Genomic DNA, 17,667 nt, shown 5'->3' on the forward strand with positions numbered 1-17,667 from the left:
TCAGCCCAGGTGGGCGCGGGTCTCGGCGAACGCCAGGTCCGTGCCTTCCAGGGCGCGGGCCACGTCGTCCGCGGTGTGGGCGGCCGACATGAACCAGTTGTGCCACGGGTGGATGTAGACCCCGTGGCGCAGGCAGGCGTCGCTCCAGTACAGGGCCGTGGACAGGTCGGCGTCGCCGTCGAAGCTCAGCCACGGGATCGTCACCGGCCCCGTCTGGTTCACGGTGAACCCGTGCGCCTCGGCCTGGGCGTACAGCCCCTCGCGCAGCTGCGTCCCGGCCCGTTCCATGGTGGCGATCCCGCCGGTGTCGCGCAGCGTCTCGATGGTGGCCTTGGCCGCCGCCATGGCCACGGCCGAGAACCAGAACGAGCCCGTCGTGTACAGCGACTGCGCGGGCCCGCGCAACGCATCGGTCCCGGTGACGGCGGCGATCGGGTAGCCGTTGGCCATGGCCTTGGACCAGGCCGTCAGATCGGGGCGGACCCCGTACGGCTCCCACGACCCGCGCAGGTCGACGCGGAAGCCGGCGCGCACGTCGTCGATCACCAGCGCGGCCCCGAGCCGGTCGGCCAGCGCCCGGGCGCCGCGCGCGAAGGCGGGCTCCACCAGCTCCTGGTCCTCGAACGAGTCGTGCTTGAACGGCGTCACGATGATCGCCGCCACGTCGCCCTCGACGGTGGCCGCGGCCGCCTCCAGCGACTCCAGCGAGTTGTAGGCGAACTCGACCAGGTCGGCCCGCTCGTTCGGGGTCGTGCCCGCGGTGGACGGCGTGCACCACGGGTCGGCGCCGTGGTAGGCGCCGTGCGCCATGAGCACCTTGGTGCGGCCGGTGGCGGCCCTGGCGACCATGAGCGCCTGGGTCGTGGCGTCGGTGCCGTTCTTGGAGAACATCGCCCAGTCGGCGCTCGGCACGGTGTCGACCAGCAGCTCGGCCAGCTCCACCATGATCGGCCCGGGCCCGTTGAGGCAGTCGCCGAGTGCGAGCTGGCGCGCCGCGGCCTCCTCCACGCGCGGGTGCCGGTGCCCCAGCACGACGGGGCCCCAGCTGCACATGAAGTCGATGTACTCGCGCCCGTCGGCGTCCCACTGCCGGCAGCCCTCGCCGCGCTCGAAGAACTGCGGGTAGCCGGGGGCGAAGATGGCCGCGTTGAGGTGCCCGTACATGCCTCCGGGTACGACCTTCAGCGCCCGCTGCCGGAGTTCGGCGTCTGTCATGAGAGCTTCTTTCAGGTGAGGAGGGCCAGGGTGGAGTCGAGGTCCTTCAGGCCGGCGTCGGAGCCGAGGCCGGTCGCGACGCACCCGGCCGCGGCGGTGCCCCAGCGGGCCGCCGTCGTCACGTCCTGCCCGTGCAGGAGGCCGGTGATGAAGCCGGCGCAGTAGGCGTCGCCGCAGCCCGTGGTGTCGGCCACGGGCGTGTCGAGGGCCGGGACGAGCTCGTCGCCCTCGTGCGTGACGACGAGGCTGCCCAGCGCCCCGAGGGTCACCAGGACGCCGCGCGGCCCGTCGGCGAGCAGCTCGGCCGCGGCGGCCCGGACGTCCTGCTCGCCGGTCATGAGCAGCGCCTGGGTGTCGTTGGGCAGCACGTAGTCGACGTGCGGCAGGAACGCCCGCGCCATGCCCAGCAGGTCGGGCATCTCCGACAGCAGGTCCATCGTGACGAGCGTGCCGGCGGCGCGGACCTCGTCGAGCAGCGCGAAGAACGCCGGGTCGCCCAGGCCGAACGTGACGTCCACGCCGCCGAGGTGGATCGCGCGGGCGCCGCGCAGCACCTCGGCGTCGAGGTCGGCGGGCGTGACACCGAGGTTGGCGCCCGGGACGTGGAAGCTGGGCCGGCCGCCGTCGGGCCTGATCGGCAGGATGGAGGCGGCCGTCTGCTCGCCGGCGCGGCGCACCAGCCGGGTGACGTCCACGCCGCGCCTGGTCATGGTCGCGACCAGGAAGTCGCCGAGCTCGTCGTCGCCGGCGGCGCCCATGGAGACGACCTCGTTGCCCAGCTTGACCAGGTCGACGGCGGTCCCGGCGGCGGCGCCCGCCGCGGTCAGCCTGATCTGGTCGACCAGGACGGTGTCCTGCCCGTCGGGGATGCGCTCGACGGGCCTGGCGAGGATGTCGACGATGTGCACGCCGACCGTGACGACGGTCATGGTCTAAATAGACAGACGTCCGAATAAAAAGTCAATATGCTGGGGACGGAAGAGAGGAAGGCGCCCATGCCGAAGATCGTCGACCACGAGGAGCGCCGCCGCGAGGTCCTGTCGGCCGCCCGCCGGGTGATCGTCAGAGACGGCATCGACGCCGCCACCACCCGGGCGATCGCCAAGGAGGCGGGCTACTCCAACGGCGTCCTGGCGCACTACTTCACCGACAAGGACGAGATCCTGCTCTCGGCGCTGCGCCAGTCGCACCAGCGCATCCGCGAGCGCCTGACGCGCAAGGTCGAGGGCGTGTCGGGCCTGGCCGCGCTGCGTGAGCTGCTGCTCGACAACCTGCCGCTGGACGCCGAGCGCACCCAGGAGACGCGCCTGGAGGTGAGCTTCTGGAGCCGCAGCCTGACCTCCGAGCTCCTGGCCGAGGTGCAGCGGGCCGAGGCGGCCGAGTTGCGCACCGCCGTGCGCGCGCTGCTCGCCCAGGCCAAACTGGCCGGCGAGCTGACCACCGACGCCGGCCTGGACGACGTGACCGAGCAGTTGCTGGCCCTGGTCGACGGCCTCAGCCTGCACCTGCTGCTCTACCCTGAGCGGCTGCGCCGGGTGGATCTGGAGCGGCTGATCCTGCAGTTCGTCGACCGGCTCTAGCCGTAATTCGGACGACCGACTATGTTGCCGGGCATGAATTTCCGCGAGGAGCTGTGCGCCTACGGCCGCAAGGCCGTCGAGCTCGGCCTGGTCATCGGCACGTCGGGCAACCTGAGCGTGCGCGACGGCGACCGCGTGGCGGTCACGCCGTCGGGAGCGGCGCTCGACCGGCTGACCCCGCAGATGTGCCCGGTCGTCGACGTCGAGGGCTTCCTGCTTGAGGGCGAGCTCCAGCCGTCCTCCGAGACGCCCATGCACCTGGCGATCTACCGGACGACCGACGCGCGGGCCGTCGTCCACACGCACTCGGTGTTCGGCACCGTGGTGGCCACGACGATGACCGAGCTGCCGCCGGTCCACTACAACGCGCTGCTGCTCGGCGGCACGGTCAAGGTCGCCGAGTACGCCACCTACGGTACCCCGGAGCTGGCCGGCAACGTCCGGGAGGCGCTGGCGGGCAAGCGGGCCGCGCTGATGGCCAACCACGGCGGGGTGACCATCGGCGCGACGCTGGAGCAGGCGTTCGAGGCGACCCGCCTGCTGGAGTGGCTGTGCGAGGTGTACGTGCGCGGCCTCGGCGTGGGCAGCCCCGCGATCCTCTCCGAGGAGCAGCTCGCCGCCGTGGTCGAGCGCGCGCTCAACCCGCCGGAGTTCCCGCGCCGTTGACCGCGATCTCCGCCAGCCCGAGCGGGAGCCCGCCGGAGCCGGCGATCCGGTCGTGGAAGGACTTCGGCGACCCCCGGTACGACTCCCGGATGCGGTCGATCTCGATGGCCCCCGTCAGGTACGACGGCGCCTGCGTGGGCCAGGCGCAGTAGCGGTTGACCTCGCCCTGGGCGGTGCCTGGCGACAGCGACGCCTTGGTGGACATGAACGTCTCGGCCTGCTCGATCGTCATGTCGTCGCAGTGCAGCGCGGTGTCGACCACGATGCGCGCGGCGCGGAAGATCCGGCAGTCGAGGTGGGCCAGCTCGGTGGCGGGCGTGTCGAAGTAGCCCTGCTCGTGCAGCAGCTTCTCGACGTAGAGCGCCCAGCCCTCGCTGAAGTACGGGGTCCTGAACACCTTGCGCACCGCACGCGGATTGGCCGCCATGTGCGACAGGTGCCAGTGATGCCCGGGGTACGCCTCGTGCACGGCGATCGACGGCATCTGGGCCCGGCAGTTGGTCCGCAGGCGCTGCCGTACCTGCTCGGGGGTGAACCCGTCCGGCGTGTACGGGACGAAGAAGACGCCGGTGCGTGAGCTGGTGAGCGGCGGCGGCGCCAGGTAGTGGGCCACCGACAGGACGGGCCGGCTGTAGACGGCCGACGGCAGGACCAGGCACTCCTCCCCGTCGGGGAAGGTGACCAGGTCGCGGTCACGGACGAAGTCGCGGGCGCGCAGCGTCTCGGCCTCGTACTCGGTGCGCATCTCCGCCAGGGTCGCCGGGTGGTCGTCCATCAGCGTCTCCATGGCGGCCCGCCAGTCCTGGGAGCCGTTGACGCGCACCGACACCTCGCGCATCCGCGCGTCCAGGGAGTCCCAGGCGGCCCTGCCCTTCTCGTGCAGCTCGGCGGCGCCGTACCCGAGCAGCTCGCGCTCGCGCAGAAGCGTGCTGTAGAGGTGCTCGCCCATCCGCCAGGTGCCGCCGCAGGAGAAGCCGTCGAGGAAGGTGACGAGCTCGTCGAAGGCGTCGGCGGCCGGGGCGGCGGCGTCGGCCAGCCGGGCGGCCAGCGCCGGGTCCGACACCATGCCGGGGACGGTCTCGGTGAGGAAGGCGCGGCCGGTGCGCGCCTGCTTGAGGCCGCGCTCGACCAGGAGGGGCGCGGCCAGGACGGGGTCGAGGTTGGCGCGGCAGGCGGCGAGCACGCCGGGCACCTCGGCCAGCCGGGAGATGGCGGCGGCCACCAGCTCGGGCTCCGGCTTGAGCCGCTGCTGGAACGGCGTGAAGAAGGCGGTGAAGACGGGCCCGAGGTAGGCGGCGGGGTCGCGGCGCCACTCGGCCCAGTTCGCCAGCGCGATGGAGCCTCTCAGGTGGGACAGGACCAGGTCGCGGTCGATGGCGTCGTCCGGCGTGGCCGCCTCGCGGGCGGACAGGCGCTCCAGCCAGAGCACCTCCTCGCGTTCGCGGGCGGTGAAGGATTCGGCGGTGAAGTCGCCGAGCGTGTGGTCGTAGCCGTCTGCCCCGAGTGTGCTGGCGACGACCGGACGTCCGGAAAAGTACCACTTGAGAAAGTCGTCCACCGACGCACAATATCCTGTGCAAATGCCCCTTCAGATCACCGGCGCGCTAGGCGATCCCGACCTGATCAGGCTCCCCTGGGAGCTCCCCCTCGAACAGTGGCCCCAGCACCATCTCGTCGATCTTCCGCGCGGCATCTCGCGGCACGTGGTCCGCTTCGCCAGGCTCTCCGGCAAGGTGTACGCGATCAAGGAGATCAGCGAGCGTTACGCCAGGCGGGAGTACCAGCTCCTGTGGGACCTGGCCAGGCTGGACGCCCCCGCCGTGGAGCCGGTCGCCTACGTCACCGGCCGGGACGAAGGGCTCGACGCCGCGCTGATCACCCGGCACCTGCAGTTCTCGCTCCCCTACCGGGCCGTCATGTCGGGCACGCTGCGGCCCGACACGCTCACCCGGCTGCTGGACGCGCTCGCGGTGCTGCTGGTGCGGCTGCACCTCAACGGGTTCTTCTGGGGCGACTGCTCGCTGTCGAACACGCTGTTCCGCCGGGACGCGGGGGCGTTCGCCGCCTACCTGGTCGACGCGGAGACCGGCGAGATGCACCCGATGATCAGCGAGGGGCAGCGGCTCGGCGACATCGACGCCGCGCACACGAACATCTTCGGCGAGATGCTCGACCTGGAGGCCGGCGGGCTGCTGCACCCCTCGATCGACCCGATGCAGACCGCCGAGGACGTGGTCAACCGCTACCACCGGCTGTGGGCGGAGATCACCCAGGACGAGATCATCGAGGAGGTCGACTGGCACCGGGTCGAGCAGCGCATCCGGCGGCTCAACCTGCTCGGCTTCGACGTGGCCGAGATGATGGTGCGGCGCAAGGTCGGCACCGGGCGGCTCATCGTCCGGCCCAAGGTCGTCGACGCCGGCCACCACCAGCGGCGGCTGCTCCGGCTGACCGGCCTGGACGCCGAGGAGAACCAGGCGCGGCGGCTGCTCAACGACCTCGACGGGTTCCGGGTGGCCAAGGGGCTGCGCCACGAGGACGAGGCCATCGTCGCGCACCGGTGGCTGGCCGAGGTGTTCCAGCCCACGCTCGCGGCCATCCCCGCCGACCTGCGCGGCAAGCTGGAGACCGCCCAGCTCTTCCACGAGATCCTGGACCACCGGTGGTACCTGTCGGAGTCGGCCGGGGGCGACGTCGGGCTGGCGGCGGCGGCCAAGTCGTACGTGGACAAGGTGCTGGTGTTCAAGCCGGACGAGAAGGCGCTCCTGCCGGACGAGCCGCCGGAGGTGAACTGACGGGACGGCGACGGCCGGCGGGCAGGAGCCACCGTCAGGACCGGGACGTGGTGAGCCGCGTCACGGCGGCGACGATCTCGGGCCACAGCGGGCGGGGAAGGTCGTGCCCCATGCCGGGGAACGTCAGCAGTTCCGCCCCGGGGACGGCCGCCGCCGTGGCGCGGCCGCCCTCGACGGGCACGAGCGGGTCGTCCTCGCCGTGCACGACCAGCGTGGGCACCTTGACGCCCGCCAGCCCTTCGGCGCGGTCGCCGGAAGCCATGATGGCGGCGAGCTGACGGGCGGTGCCCGGCGGGTCGAAGCAGCGGTCGAAGGCCAGGCCGGCCAGCCGCTGGACGCGCTCGCGGTCCATCTCGAAGCCGGGCGAGCCGATCACGGACCAGGTCTTGAGCGCCTGTTCCAGGACCGCCTCCCGGTCGGCCGGCGGCGCGCCGAACAGCACCGCGCCCGCGGCCTCGCTCGGCGGCGCGACCGCGGGGCCGGTGGTGGACATGATCGAGGTCAGGGTGAGCACCCGTTCCGGGTGGCGGATCGCCAGCGTCTGGGCGATCATGCCGCCCATCGACGCGCCCATCACGTGCGCGGCGGGCCAGCCGAGCGCGTCCATGAGCCCGGCGGCGTCGTCGGCCATGTCGTTCAGCAGGTACGGCGCGGTCCCGCGGAAGTCGGGCACGCCGGCCTCGTGGAAGTGCGTGGACAGGCCCGCGTCCCGGTTGTCGAACCTGACGACGTGATGCCCCTGGTCGGCCAGGGCCGTGCAGAGGTCGTCGTCCCAGTGAATGAGCTGGGCGCCCAGCCCCATGATGAGCAGGAGCGGGCGCCCGTCGGGTGAGCCGAAGCTCTCGTAGGCGAGGTCGATGCCGTTCGCCGAGGCAAGGGTGGTCACGGATACTAGAATTACCTTCTAATTCCCGCCACGTAAAGCAGGCCCGGCGGGCTCAGCCCGCCTCAGCCGGGATCAGCGGCCCAGGAGCTTGCGCAGGCGGTCGCGGCCGAGCACCACGCCGCCGCCGGCCAGGGCGAGGCCGCCGGCCAGCACGGCGCCGCCGACGCCGCTCGACTCCTCGCCGGAAGCCGCGGCGGCCGGCTTGGTGCCGCCGCCCGCGGGACGCTCGCTCGCCGCGACGGCGGCGGGCGCGGCGGCGCCGCCACTGCCGGGAGCCTCGACCTCGGGCTTCTTCTCGGTCTTCTTCTCCGCCAGGATGGTCGGCGGCTTGGCCGGGTTGCGGTCCACGCGGGACCAGGCACCGGTCGAGAAGGCCACGGGGTGGTTCTTCTTGCCCACGCCGTCGCCCCACTTGGTGATGACGTACTGGATGTCGATGTGGCCCTTGCCGCCGTTGCCGTCGACCATCAGCGTGCCGGAGTTGAACTTCCCTCCGGTCAGCTCGGCGAACGTCTTGGCGTCCAGGTCGAGCATGACGCCGTTGTTGGACGGGTTGCCGGGGCCGCGGTCACCCACGAAGAAGGGCATCTTCTTGCCCTTGTAGACGACGTAACCCTCGGTCATCAGCGGCCAGCTCGGGCTGGCGGCCAGGCCCTTCTGCATGGGCTTGCCACTGGCGGGCAGACCGGTGTCACCGGCGCGGCCGGAGGAGTCGTCCCAGAAGTAGGAGGCCGTGGTCGAGCCCTTCAGCAGCGCCTTCTGGCCCTCGTCGACGTCGGCGTGAGCGGCGCCGGCCCCGAAGGCCAGGGCGCCGGCGGCGGTGGCGGTGAGCACGGCGAAGGAACGCATGCGAATACGAGCAGACATGAAAAAGTAAAGTCCTCTGTTAGGCAATGGGGAATAGCGCTCACTCAGAAGGGCGTAGCCGGGCAGAACGCCAAACGGTCGCTACGCGGAGCGCGAGAAGTTTCGGGGATTGCCGCTCAGTGGGCGCTGGCTGGGGGTACGACGCAGCGGTACTTCACAGGTAGAGTGTCCTCTCCATCTCGCCTACCGGGTTAGCTGACGGGTTCGGGCGTGGAGATGCCCTACCGGCCGCGAGGGCCGGATTCACCCCAGAAGTTGGGTCCCCGGTTCCCGTGAGGGATTCGGCGCCAGGCGGCCGCCTCTTCCTGATGAAGGGCCAGGTCACCGCCTGGTAACGCCACCCAATGTATATGCCAAACCGGACAAACGCAAAGCTAAGCCCATGAATCGGGCGAAGATCTACCTAAGAGGGTCAAGAAAAGGGGGGCACGGCATTGCCGTACCCCCCTGAAACGCCCGGATCTCAGCCGCCGCTCTTGCGCCTGAAAGATCGCTTGCTGGCAGCCGGCCCGTGTGCCCCGTGAATCTTGGCGGCGTCGGCGCCCCTGCCACCAGCGCCCGTGTCCGCGTGCTGGTTGCGCTTGCGCTCCAGCGCCTCGCGGAACTTGCGCTTCATCTCGTCCTCGGGAGTCTCGCTGACTTCCGGCTCCGGTGTTTCCGCCATGGAGGACCTCCTGGTGTTGAGGGACGTACACAGCTTCGCACGACGGCCCACACAGCGCGAAACCGGGACGCCGGGCCGGAGGTTAGGGTGAGGCTGTGCGCGCACGTGATCTCGTCAGCGACTTCCCCACCGTGACGCTCGACACCCGTACGGCCGAGGCCGCCCGGCTGCTCGCCGAGCACGGCCTGCCCGGACTCATCGTGGTCGACGGCGAGGGCCGGCCGTGCACGATCCTGCCGGGCACGCAGGTGCTGCGGCTGGCCGTCCCCCGCTACTGCCTGGACGACCCGGCCCTGGCCAGGGTCGTCGACGAGCAGCACGCCGACCTGTTCATGCGCGAGCTCGGCGACCGCACGGTCCGCCAGAGCCTGCCCGAGCAGCCGCGTGAGCTGCCCATCGCCGACGGCGACGCCACGCTGCTGGAGCTGGCCTCGCTCATGGCCCGCACGCACAGCCCGCTGGTGGCCGTGGTCGAGGACGGCACGCTGCTCGGCGGCGTCACCCTCCAGGCGCTCGTGGGCCACTCACTGCCACATTAGGTTCTTGGTGTTGCCTTGACCTGATCACGGGCAGATTCCGGACATGGAGCGCCCGCTCGGCCGGGATCTCGCGGTCGACCTCGGTACGGCCAGCACGCAGATTCATGCGCGTGGCCGGGGCATCGTGCTCAACGAGCCCTCGGCCGTCGCCCGCGATCCGGAGACGGGCCGGGCCGTCAGGTTCGGCACCCAGGCCCTGGAAGGCGGCGGCACCTGCTGGCCGGTGCGCGCGGGCATGCCGGGCGACCTGGAGCTGGCCCGGCTGCTCGTCCGGCACTTCGTGCGCAGGGTCCACCGGTTCACCAGGCCGCGCCTGGTCATGGCGCTCCCCGACGGCTGCTCACCGGTCGTCGCGCGGACGCTGAGCGACCTGGCGTACGAGGCGGACGCGCGCGGGGTGGTGCTCGTGCCGCACGCGCTGGCTGTGGCGCTCGGGGCGGGGGTGACGCTGGACGAGCCCGCGGGCACCATGGTCGTCGACATCGGCCCCGGCCTGACCAGGATCGCCGTCCTGGCCGGCGGCGAGGTGGTGGCGGCCACGTCCACCGGCGTGGGCGGCGACGACATGAACCGGGCCATCGCCCGCCTGATCGAGCGCGAGCACGGGCTGCTGATCGGCGGGCGCGAGGCCGAGGCGGTCAAGCGCCACGCGGGCACCGCGTGGAAACCGCTGGACCGGCAGGTCCTCGTACACGGCCGGGACCCGGAGACCGGGCGCGAGCGCGTGGTCCCGATCGCGGTGCACGAGCTCTACGAGGCGACCAGGCAGCCGGTCGACGCGATCGTCCGGGCCGCCGTACGCGCCGTGGCGCACTGCCCGGCGGAACTGGCGGCGGACCTCGGCGAACGCGGCGCCACGCTCGCGGGCGGCGGCTCGCTGCTGCGCGGGCTCGGCAGACGGCTGAGCACCGCCATGGGCATCCCGGTCCGGCGGGCCGAGCAGCCCGTGGAAACGGTGGCCCTGGGCCTCGCCCGATATGTCGATCGCCGACTATTGCCATAAAGATCCATAAATCCCCAGAAACTCGTACGATTCGCATAGGCCAAGCGAAGAGGCGAGGACATGTCAGCGGATGACTTTGCTCAGCAAATCAACCCGAACGTGCCGAGCGTGGCCAGGATGTACGACTATTACCTGGGCGGCAAGGACAATTTCCCCGCCGATCGCGAGGCCGCCGAGCGGATTGTCAGGCTGGCCCGCGAATCGGGATCGGACATCCGCGAGGTCGCCCGGGCCAACCGCGGCTTCCTGATCCGGGGCGTGCGGCATCTGGCCGAGGCGGGCGTGCGGCAGTTCCTCGACATCGGTACCGGACTGCCGACCCAGGACAACGTCCACCAGGTGGTGCAGCGGGTGACGCCCGAAGCCAAAGTGGTCTATGTGGACAACGACCCCATCGTGCTGTCCCACGCGCGGGCGTTGCTGGCCGACAACCCGGGCACCGTGATCGTGGCCGGCGACCTGCGCGAGCCCGGCTACGTCCTGAAGGAGGCGGCCGGCCATCTGGACTTCTCCCGGCCGGTCGCCGTGGTGGTCGCGGCGGTGCTCCACTTCGTGCAGGACGACGCCGAGGCCGAGCGGATCGTGCGGGCCCTGCGCGGCCCGCTGGTCCCCGGCAGCCACCTGATGATCTCGCACGCCTACATCGAGCCTGGCCAGGGCGAGGCGGACCGGGCGGACGAGGTGCGCGGCGTCTACCGGCGCAGCACGTCGGGCGCCCTCGCCTGGCGCGACCGCGAGACCGTCCGCGCCTACTTCGACGGCCTCGACCTGCTCGACCCGGGCGTGGTGCCGGCCCAGCGGTGGCGCGACGACGACCCCGGCGACTGGCCCGGCCTGGCCAAGGGCGGCGTCCTGGCGGGCATCGCCCGCGTGCCGTGAGGTTCCGTCGCGGCTCAAGTCCTCCGACAGTTCGTGGGCCGGCCTCTGCCGCCCTGCTGCTCAACCGCCCCCTTCGCTCCCGACTCGCGCACGTTGGGCGCCGTGAGCCCGAGCTCTTTCGCGGGGATGCCGGTGGCCAGGGCCTCGAACCCGGTCACCCCTGCGACGCCGTCCGCAGCGCCCGGTACAGCAGGCGCGGGTCGCCCAGGTGGTGGCGGAGCAGCTTCTCCAGGCCGCCGATCGGGACGAGGTTCTGCGGGGCGCGTGGATCCTTGTAGTCGACGCCCGCCAGCGGGGGCAGCGCCAGCGTCAGCTCGTCCGCCAGCCGGACCACCTGGGCGGGCTCCAGCTCGGCGCTCGCCTCGCAGCGCGCGATGCCCGCCCACGGGGTCGACGACCGTACGGGCAGCCGGACGTACCAGGCGTGCCGCCGCCAGCTCGTGCCCATGAGGAACACCGGCGTGCGCTCCCCCGGCGCGAGCGCCGAGACGACCGCCGACTGCGGCGGCGGCAGGTAGGCGGTGTGGTGGGTCTTGATGTAGCCGACCGTGTTCGGCAGGTGGGTGCGGCCGCGCAGCGGGCCGTCCACCAGCAGCAGGTCGCCCGTCGTGGCGCGGTGCCTGACGGCCAGGTCCACCTCCAGCTGGGTGACCTGCCGCTGGAGCGCCAGGGACAGCTCCTCCATGCTGGAGTCGGCGGCCCGGCCCGGCCGGTAGGTGGCGTGCGTGGTCTTGACCTCCGGCGCGTACGGTGACGCGCTGATCAGCGAACGGGCGACCTCGATCTCCGCCAGATCGGCGCCGCCCGGCCCGCAGCGGACGATGCCCGCCGCGAAGGAGGCGGCGATGCCGGGCAGCGGCATGGGCGAGTCGGCGTCGGCCACCCAGACGCGCGCGTCGATGCGGCGCACGCCGTCGGCGACCAGCAGCGTTTCAGGGGGGTCCACGCCGGGGCCCGGCCGGACCGGCTTCCAGTCGGCGGCCGGGCGTTCGACGTCCAGGATCAGCTCGGCGCTGGTGGCGCCCAGCTCGGACAGCGCCTCGGCGGCCAGCGCGGCGGCGTAGCCCGGGTCCCACGGGTCGACGGTGAAGCCGGTCACGGGCCCACCCGGCGCACGTGGGAGCCCTCGGTGTCGCGGCTGACCTCGAACCGTACGGGGACGCGTTCGGCCAGCGCCGGGACGTGCGTGACGACTCCGACCATGCGTTCCTGGCCTGAGGCGAGGCGTTCGAGCGTGGTGGCCACCGTGTCGAGGGTGGCCGGGTCCAGGGTGCCGAAGCCCTCGTCCAGGAAGATCGACTCCAGTCCCCGGGCGACGGTCCCCGACAGCGCCAGCGCCAGGGCCAGGGCGGCCTGGAACGTCTCGCCGCCCGACAGGGTGCGGGCGCTGCGCCGCATCCCGGCCTCGGCGTGGTCGATGACCTCGATCTCGCTGCGGCTGCCGAGGACGAGCTCGTACTGCCCGTCGGACAGCTCACGCAGCGTGTCGGAGGCGGTGGCGACGAGCAGGGCCAGCGCCTCGGCGCACAGCCAGCGCTCGAACGCGTTGGCGCGCAGCCGCAGGTCCAGCTCGTGCGCGACCTGGGCGGCCTGGTCACGTTCGGCCACCTCGGCGGTCAGCTCGGTGACCTTGGCGCGATCGTCGCGGATCCGCTCCAGCGCCGCCTCCGAACGCGTCACGGCCGCCGCCACGGCGGCGGCGATCTGGTCGGGCCCGCCGGTATCGCCCCCACCGGCCCCGGGGATGGGGACGCCGTGGCCGGTGAGTCGGCCGAGGAGGCCGGTGCGTTCCGCGTCGCGCCGGGCCACCAGCTCGGCGAGGGCCCGCTCGGTCTCGTCGACGACGGCGCGGGTGGCGATGCCCGCCTGGTTGCGCCACTCGATCAGGTCGCTCCAGGCGTGGTGCAGGTCGGCCCGGTCGACGGGCGGCGGCCCCTCGGCGTGCCCGCCGAGGGTGAGCAGCCGGTCCCGGGCGGCCTCCAGGGCGCGCCAGGCGTCCTCCCCCTGCCGCGCGGCCCGCACCGCGCGGGCCCGCGCCTGCTCCAGCCGGGTGCGGCAGCCGCGAGCCGCGGTCCGGGCCTCGGCGGCCACCTTCTCGGCCTTCGCCATGTCGGCCAGCCGCGCCTCGATCGCCCCACGCGCCACGGCGCCGTCGACGGCGCCCGTCCCCGCGCCGAACGGCGGCAAGGAGCTGAGGGCGGTGGTGCAGGCGGCGCGGTGGCGGGTCAGGTCCGCGTCGAGGCGGGCGGCCTGGTCGGCGAGCATCGCGGCGGACGTCTCGGCCTTGCCGTGCTCGGCCCGCGCCTGGTCGGCCTCGCCCCGGGCGATCGACACCGCGCGCTCGGCCGTACCGAGGTCGGAGAGGGCGCCGTGGCCGGGCGGGCCGGCGACGGGGCGCAGGCACACCGGGCAGGGGTCGCCGGCCGCCAGGCGGGCGGCGAGGTCGGCGCCGGCGTGCGCGTCGCGGAGCCGGTCACGCTCGGCCTCGGCGGCCGTGAGCCGGTCGCGGGCCTCGGTGAGGCGGGCGGCGAGCGCGGGGACGCGGGCGGCCGTCTCGGCGGCGGTGGCGCGGGCGGCGGCCGCGGCCTGCTCGGCCCGGTCCCGGGCGTCGAGCGCGGCCAGCGCGGCGACGAACGCGGCCCGGTCGCCCAGCTCGGCGAGCGCCGTCTCGGCGGCGTGCTCGTCGGCGGCGAGCGTGGCGGCCTCCGCCTCCAGCGCGGTCACCGCGTCGGCGGCCTCGCGGGCGGTGGCGGCGAGGGTGGGCACCTCGGGCGGCATGGTGAGCGAGCGCAGCGCGGTGATGCGGCCGGTCAGCGCCGCCAGCGCCTCCTGGGTGCGCCGGTGCTCGGCGTCACGGGCGCGCAGCAGCTCCAGGTCGGCGCCGATGCCCTCGGCCAGCGCGCGCAGCGCCAGGACGCGCTCGTCCGCCTCGCGCTCGGCCTCCTCGGTGGCGCCGGACAGCTTGGCGAGCTGGTTGCGGGCGAAGGTGGCGGCCTGCCTGGCCTGCTCCTCCTCGGCCGCCGCGCGCTGCCTGATCCGGTCGTAGACGTCGGCGTCGAGCAGCTGCACGAGCAGGTCCTGGCGTTCGCGCGGGGCTGCGTGCAGGAACTCGGCGAAGCGGCCCTGCGGCAGCACCACGCACTGGGTGAAGAACCGGTATTCCAGCCCGGTCACCCGCTGGACCTCGATGGTGACGTTCTCGCCTTCGGCGACGGGCCTGGCGACCTCGTCGAAGCCGGCCGCGCCGGGCGTCAGCTCGTCGAGGCGCGCCTCCTTGGTGCGCACGGTGCCCTTGCTGTCGCGGACCAGCGCGCGCACCACGCCGTAGCGCCGGCCGCCGCTGTCGAAGACCAGCCCGACCTTGCCCGCGGCGGCGGAGGGGGCGAGCGCGTGCGCGATCACGTTCTCCTTGCCCCAGCGCGGGACCGTCCCGTACAGGGCGAAGCAGAGCGCGTCGATGATCGTGCTCTTGCCCGCGCCGGTGGGGCCGATCAGGGCGAAGTATTCGGTGTCGGCGAAGGAGATCTCCGTCGCCGAGCGGAAGCTGCCGAAGCCCTCCACGTGCAGCAGCAGGGGTCGCATCAGCCGGTCACCTCGTCATGCAGCCGGTCGAACAGGGTGGCGACGCGGTCGTCGTCGCGGCCGGAGTCGGCCAGGTAGGCGCGGAACAGCTCACGCGGGGTGCGGCCGGCGGAGCCCGGCCGGCGGACCGCCTGCACGGGCCGGAACCGTTCGTCGATCACCACGTCGACGGTGCCGGGCAGCAGCTCGCGCACCTGGTCGGCGAGGCCGACGCGGGGTTTCTCCTCGACGACCACCTTGAGCCAGTCGTCGCCCGCCTCGACGGTCTCCAGCTGCTCCAGCGTGCCGCGTACGGTGCGCAGGCGGCGCGCGCCGGCGAACGTGACCTCGCGCACCACGGCCGGGCGGCCGGGGGCGACGTCGACCAGCAGCGCGCCAGGCTCGTTGCCCTCCTCGCCGAAGTCGACGGCGATGGGCGAGCCGCTGTACCAGATCGGGCAGGGGCCGGGGATCTGCTGGCGGCGGTGCAGGTGGCCGAGGGCGGCGTACTGGGTGGCGGGCGGGAAGGCGGTCGGCTCGAAGTAGTAGGAGAAGATCGACTGGGCCTCGCGCTCGCCGCCGCCGAACCGGCCGCCGGGCAGTGTGCCGTGGGTGGTGATCAGGTTGACGGTGTCGCCCGCGAAGCCGGCGGTGAGCGCGCCGATCAGCTCGCCGATGCGGGCCGCGTAGTCGCGGTTGTGCTCGGCGGCGGTGCCGGTCAGCACCTCGGCGGCGCGCACCACGTAGCGGTGCGACAGGAACGGCAGCACGGCCAGGCGGACCGGCTCGCCGGAGCGCGCGGTGAAGGCGAGCGTGCCGCCCGCGTCGGGGCGGCGGAAGGCGCCCACGACGTGCAGGCCGAGCGCGCCGAGCACCGGCCGGTAGACCTCGAACAGCGGCGCGCTGTCGTGGTTGCCGGCCAGCACCACCACGTCGCGGCCGTCCTCGCGCAGCGCCATGAGGGCGGGCAGCACCAGTGACTGCGCCTCGGGGGTGGGCGCGGAGGTGTCGAACAGGTCGCCTGCCACGATGACGGCGTCGACGTCCTCGGCCCGCGCGGTGGCGACCAGCTCGCGCAGCACCCGGCGGTGCTCGTCGGCGCGCGAGCGGCCCTTGAGCACCTTGCCCACGTGCCAGTCGGCGGTGTGCAGGATCTTCACGTGGTCACCTCCTCCTCAGAACGGCGGGATGTCGTCTTCCGCGCCCGGCAGCCCCTGGAACGGATCCGCCGACGCCTTGGCCTGCGCCACCGCCTCGGACGGCCGGGTGGCCCACGCGGGGAACGGGAACGCGACGGCCAGCGGCACCGGGATCTCCGGCTGCGCCACGAACATGGTGCCGGGCTTGGCGATCGTGGCCCGCTCGCGCACGGCCGGGGGCAGCCAGCCGTACTCGGACCTGGCGGCCTCGGCGGAGTCGAGGCGGCCGGCGACGCGCACGGCGCTGTTGGCGACGATGCGGCGCTCGACCTCGGAGGCGGTCTGCTGGGCGCCGATGAGGATGACGCCGAGGCTGCGGCCCCGCTCGGCGACGTCGAGCAGGATCTCCTTGATGGGCGAGTCGCCCTCGCGCGGGGCGTACTTGTTGAGCTCGTCGAGCACCACGAACAGCAGCGGCTTGGCGGTGCCGGCCGACTCCTTGCGGTGGAACTCGCCGCGCAGCACCACGCCGACCACGAACCGCTGCGCCCGCTCCGGCAGGTTGTGCAGGTCGACGATGGAGACCTGGGCGTCGGAGGTGCGGATGGTGTGGGCGCGGAAGAACGGCAGGTCGCCGCGGACGATCGGCGACAGGGGCCGCACGGCGCTGCGGAGCCGGCGCAGGAAGGCGTTGACGGTGCCGAGCGGGGTCTGCGCGCCGGTCCACTCGTGCCGCGAGGCCTCGTCCTGGAGCTGGTCGGACAGCAGCTCGACCAGGTCGGAGAAGGTGCGGCAGGCGGTGCCTCGGATGCGGACCGCGCCGCCGTCGCCGACCGGCTCGGCCCACGCCTGCAGCCGGGCGGCGACCTGGCCGACCAGCAGCGAGTAGCCGGCGCGCTCGTCGTCGGCGTCGGCGAAGACGAACCGCAGCAGCTCCTCCTGGCAGAACTCCACCAGCGTCCAGAAGAACGAGCTGACCCCCTGGGTGCGGGCGGAGACGTGCGGGACGCCGTTGGGGTCGTTGGGCCGGGGCGGGGCGAAGACGTGCACGCTGGAGAACGGCGTGGCGGGCAGCCCGAGCCGCCCGTAGACGCTCCTGGCGGACTCGTCGAGCCGGCTGTTGTCGTGGTCGAGGAAGAGCAGGTCCTCACCCTTGACCGAGAAGATCAGCGCCTTGGTGTTGGCCGCCTCGCCGCCCAGCACGCCCGAGTTGAAGATCGAGTAGAGCAGGAAGGTGGCGAACGAGGTCTTGGTCGCCACGCCCGACACGCCGGAGATCGACACGTGCGCGCCCCGGGTGCCGTCGAGGAAGTCGAAGTTGACGTACAGCGGCTGCCCGTCGCGGCCGGTGCCGATGGGGATGCGCCGGTCCATCACGTCGAAGTAGAGCGCCTGGTCGCGGTCGCCGGCGCCGGCGAGGTAGACCTGCGCGCCGGGCAGCGGCGGCACGAACACCTCCGGCTCGACGCGGGTGACGCGCACCTCGGCCACCTCGACCACGGCGGCGGGCAGCGCGCCGTCGGCGATGAGGAACACGTCGGAGTCGTAGGCGGCGCCCTCGTGGCGGGCCTCGACGGTGGCGACCACACCCGCCATCAGCACCGGCCCGTATCCCGGCACCTCGCGCCTGGTCACCACCACGTCGTCGAGCTGGACGACCTTGCCCGGCGCCAGCCCGATCCAGAACGACAGCGGCGAGGCCGACTGCGTGCCGAGCACCCGGCCGACCGCCTCGCCCGCCGGGACCGCCACCGCGGCGCTCGTCACCCCGTTGACCGTCACGTGTCTCTCCACCCCCACCGTCGTCATCCACCGCAGCGTAACCGGCGCCACCGACTATGACTGACAGACGCAGCCATCGGCATGCTGGTCC

16 protein-coding genes and 1 riboswitch are annotated in these 17,667 nt (G+C 73.1%); of the genes, 6 read left to right on the plus strand and 10 right to left on the minus strand.

What is annotated here, in order from left to right:
• Both ADY59_RS00120 and ADY59_RS00125 read right to left on the minus strand, forming a co-directional pair.
• Window positions 1-1,215, minus strand: a complete 1,215-nt coding sequence (locus ADY59_RS00120; RefSeq protein ID WP_049556197.1) for an aminotransferase class III-fold pyridoxal phosphate-dependent enzyme — start codon at window positions 1,213-1,215, stop codon at window positions 1-3.
• An 11-nt stretch (window positions 1,216-1,226) separates the two neighbouring features.
• Window positions 1,227-2,144 carry a carbohydrate kinase family protein gene (locus tag ADY59_RS00125; protein ID WP_049556198.1) on the minus strand — a complete coding sequence of 306 codons (918 nt, stop codon included), beginning with the start codon at window positions 2,142-2,144 and terminating at the stop codon, window positions 1,227-1,229.
• Window positions 2,145-2,210: 66 nt separating this feature from the next.
• Between ADY59_RS00125 and ADY59_RS00130 the strand changes: the two genes are divergently transcribed.
• Together ADY59_RS00130 and ADY59_RS00135 are read left to right on the plus strand one after the other, a co-directional pair.
• The gene (locus ADY59_RS00130; RefSeq protein WP_049556199.1) at window positions 2,211-2,795 is read left to right on the plus strand and encodes a TetR/AcrR family transcriptional regulator; all 585 of its coding nucleotides are present in this window, start codon (window positions 2,211-2,213) and stop codon (window positions 2,793-2,795) included.
• Window positions 2,796-2,828: 33 nt separating this feature from the next.
• Complete coding sequence (locus ADY59_RS00135) at window positions 2,829-3,461, plus strand: class II aldolase/adducin family protein (protein ID WP_049556200.1); 633 nt, start codon at window positions 2,829-2,831, stop codon at window positions 3,459-3,461.
• Here the strand turns inward: ADY59_RS00135 and ADY59_RS00140 are convergent.
• Entirely contained in the window at window positions 3,433-5,019 is a 1,587-nt protein-coding gene (locus ADY59_RS00140) for a DUF885 domain-containing protein (protein WP_049556202.1), read from the minus strand. The two genes, ADY59_RS00135 and ADY59_RS00140, sit on opposite strands and share 29 nt — an antisense overlap.
• A 22-nt stretch (window positions 5,020-5,041) precedes the next feature.
• Here ADY59_RS00140 and ADY59_RS00145 point away from each other — a divergent pair, with 22 nt between their 5' ends.
• Window positions 5,042-6,256: a DUF4032 domain-containing protein gene (locus tag ADY59_RS00145; RefSeq protein WP_049556203.1), complete on the plus strand. Its 1,215-nt coding sequence runs from the start codon at window positions 5,042-5,044 to the stop codon at window positions 6,254-6,256.
• 34 nt (window positions 6,257-6,290) lie between these two features.
• On the opposite strand, the gene ADY59_RS00150 is transcribed toward ADY59_RS00145, so the two are convergent.
• The 3 genes from ADY59_RS00150 to ADY59_RS00160 form a co-directional block, all read right to left on the minus strand.
• Window positions 6,291-7,142, minus strand: coding sequence for an alpha/beta fold hydrolase (locus tag ADY59_RS00150; RefSeq protein ID WP_049556205.1), 852 nt, complete (start codon window positions 7,140-7,142; stop codon window positions 6,291-6,293).
• 72 nt (window positions 7,143-7,214) lie between these two features.
• Entirely contained in the window at window positions 7,215-8,009 is a 795-nt protein-coding gene (locus tag ADY59_RS52255) for a hypothetical protein (RefSeq protein WP_231618459.1), read from the minus strand.
• Between the two features lie 165 nt (window positions 8,010-8,174).
• Window positions 8,175-8,306, minus strand: a riboswitch (cyclic di-AMP (ydaO/yuaA leader).
• Between the two features lie 166 nt (window positions 8,307-8,472).
• Entirely contained in the window at window positions 8,473-8,673 is a 201-nt protein-coding gene (locus tag ADY59_RS00160; protein WP_049556206.1) for a DUF5302 domain-containing protein, read from the minus strand.
• A gap of 95 nt (window positions 8,674-8,768) precedes the next feature.
• On the opposite strand from ADY59_RS00160, the gene ADY59_RS00165 reads away from it, so the two are divergent.
• The 3 genes from ADY59_RS00165 to ADY59_RS00175 are packed head-to-tail and all read left to right on the plus strand — an operon-like array spanning window position 8,769 to window position 11,094.
• A complete protein-coding gene (locus ADY59_RS00165) occupies window positions 8,769-9,212 on the plus strand; it encodes a CBS domain-containing protein (RefSeq protein ID WP_049556207.1) in 444 nt (147 codons plus the stop codon).
• A 43-nt stretch (window positions 9,213-9,255) separates the two neighbouring features.
• On the plus strand, window positions 9,256-10,215 hold the full coding sequence (locus ADY59_RS00170; protein WP_049556209.1) for a rod shape-determining protein: 960 nt from the start codon (window positions 9,256-9,258) through the stop codon (window positions 10,213-10,215).
• 60 nt (window positions 10,216-10,275) lie between these two features.
• The gene (locus tag ADY59_RS00175) at window positions 10,276-11,094 is read left to right on the plus strand and encodes an SAM-dependent methyltransferase (RefSeq protein WP_049556211.1); all 819 of its coding nucleotides are present in this window, start codon (window positions 10,276-10,278) and stop codon (window positions 11,092-11,094) included.
• Between the two features lie 154 nt (window positions 11,095-11,248).
• Here ADY59_RS00175 and ADY59_RS00180 read toward each other — a convergent pair whose 3' ends face one another.
• From ADY59_RS00180 to ADY59_RS00195, 4 genes are read right to left on the minus strand one after another with little or no spacing between them, the layout of a single operon-like run.
• On the minus strand, window positions 11,249-12,193 hold the full coding sequence (locus tag ADY59_RS00180) for a hypothetical protein (protein ID WP_049556214.1): 945 nt from the start codon (window positions 12,191-12,193) through the stop codon (window positions 11,249-11,251).
• Window positions 12,190-14,676 (minus strand): AAA family ATPase, encoded by a 2,487-nt coding sequence (locus ADY59_RS00185; protein WP_049556216.1) that lies wholly within the window; start codon window positions 14,674-14,676, stop codon window positions 12,190-12,192. Before ADY59_RS00185 ends, ADY59_RS00180 begins: the two co-directional genes overlap by 4 nt.
• A complete protein-coding gene (locus ADY59_RS00190; RefSeq protein WP_049556218.1) occupies window positions 14,676-15,815 on the minus strand; it encodes an exonuclease SbcCD subunit D in 1,140 nt (379 codons plus the stop codon). The genes ADY59_RS00185 and ADY59_RS00190 overlap by 1 nt, the downstream gene beginning before the upstream one ends.
• Before the next feature lie 15 nt (window positions 15,816-15,830).
• A complete protein-coding gene (locus tag ADY59_RS00195) occupies window positions 15,831-17,603 on the minus strand; it encodes an ATP-binding protein (protein ID WP_231618460.1) in 1,773 nt (590 codons plus the stop codon).
• Window positions 17,604-17,667: the final 64 nt, after the last annotated feature.

The organism is Nonomuraea sp. SBT364 (assembly GCF_001083785.1).
Classification (GTDB): Bacteria; Actinomycetota; Actinomycetes; order Streptosporangiales; family Streptosporangiaceae; genus Nonomuraea.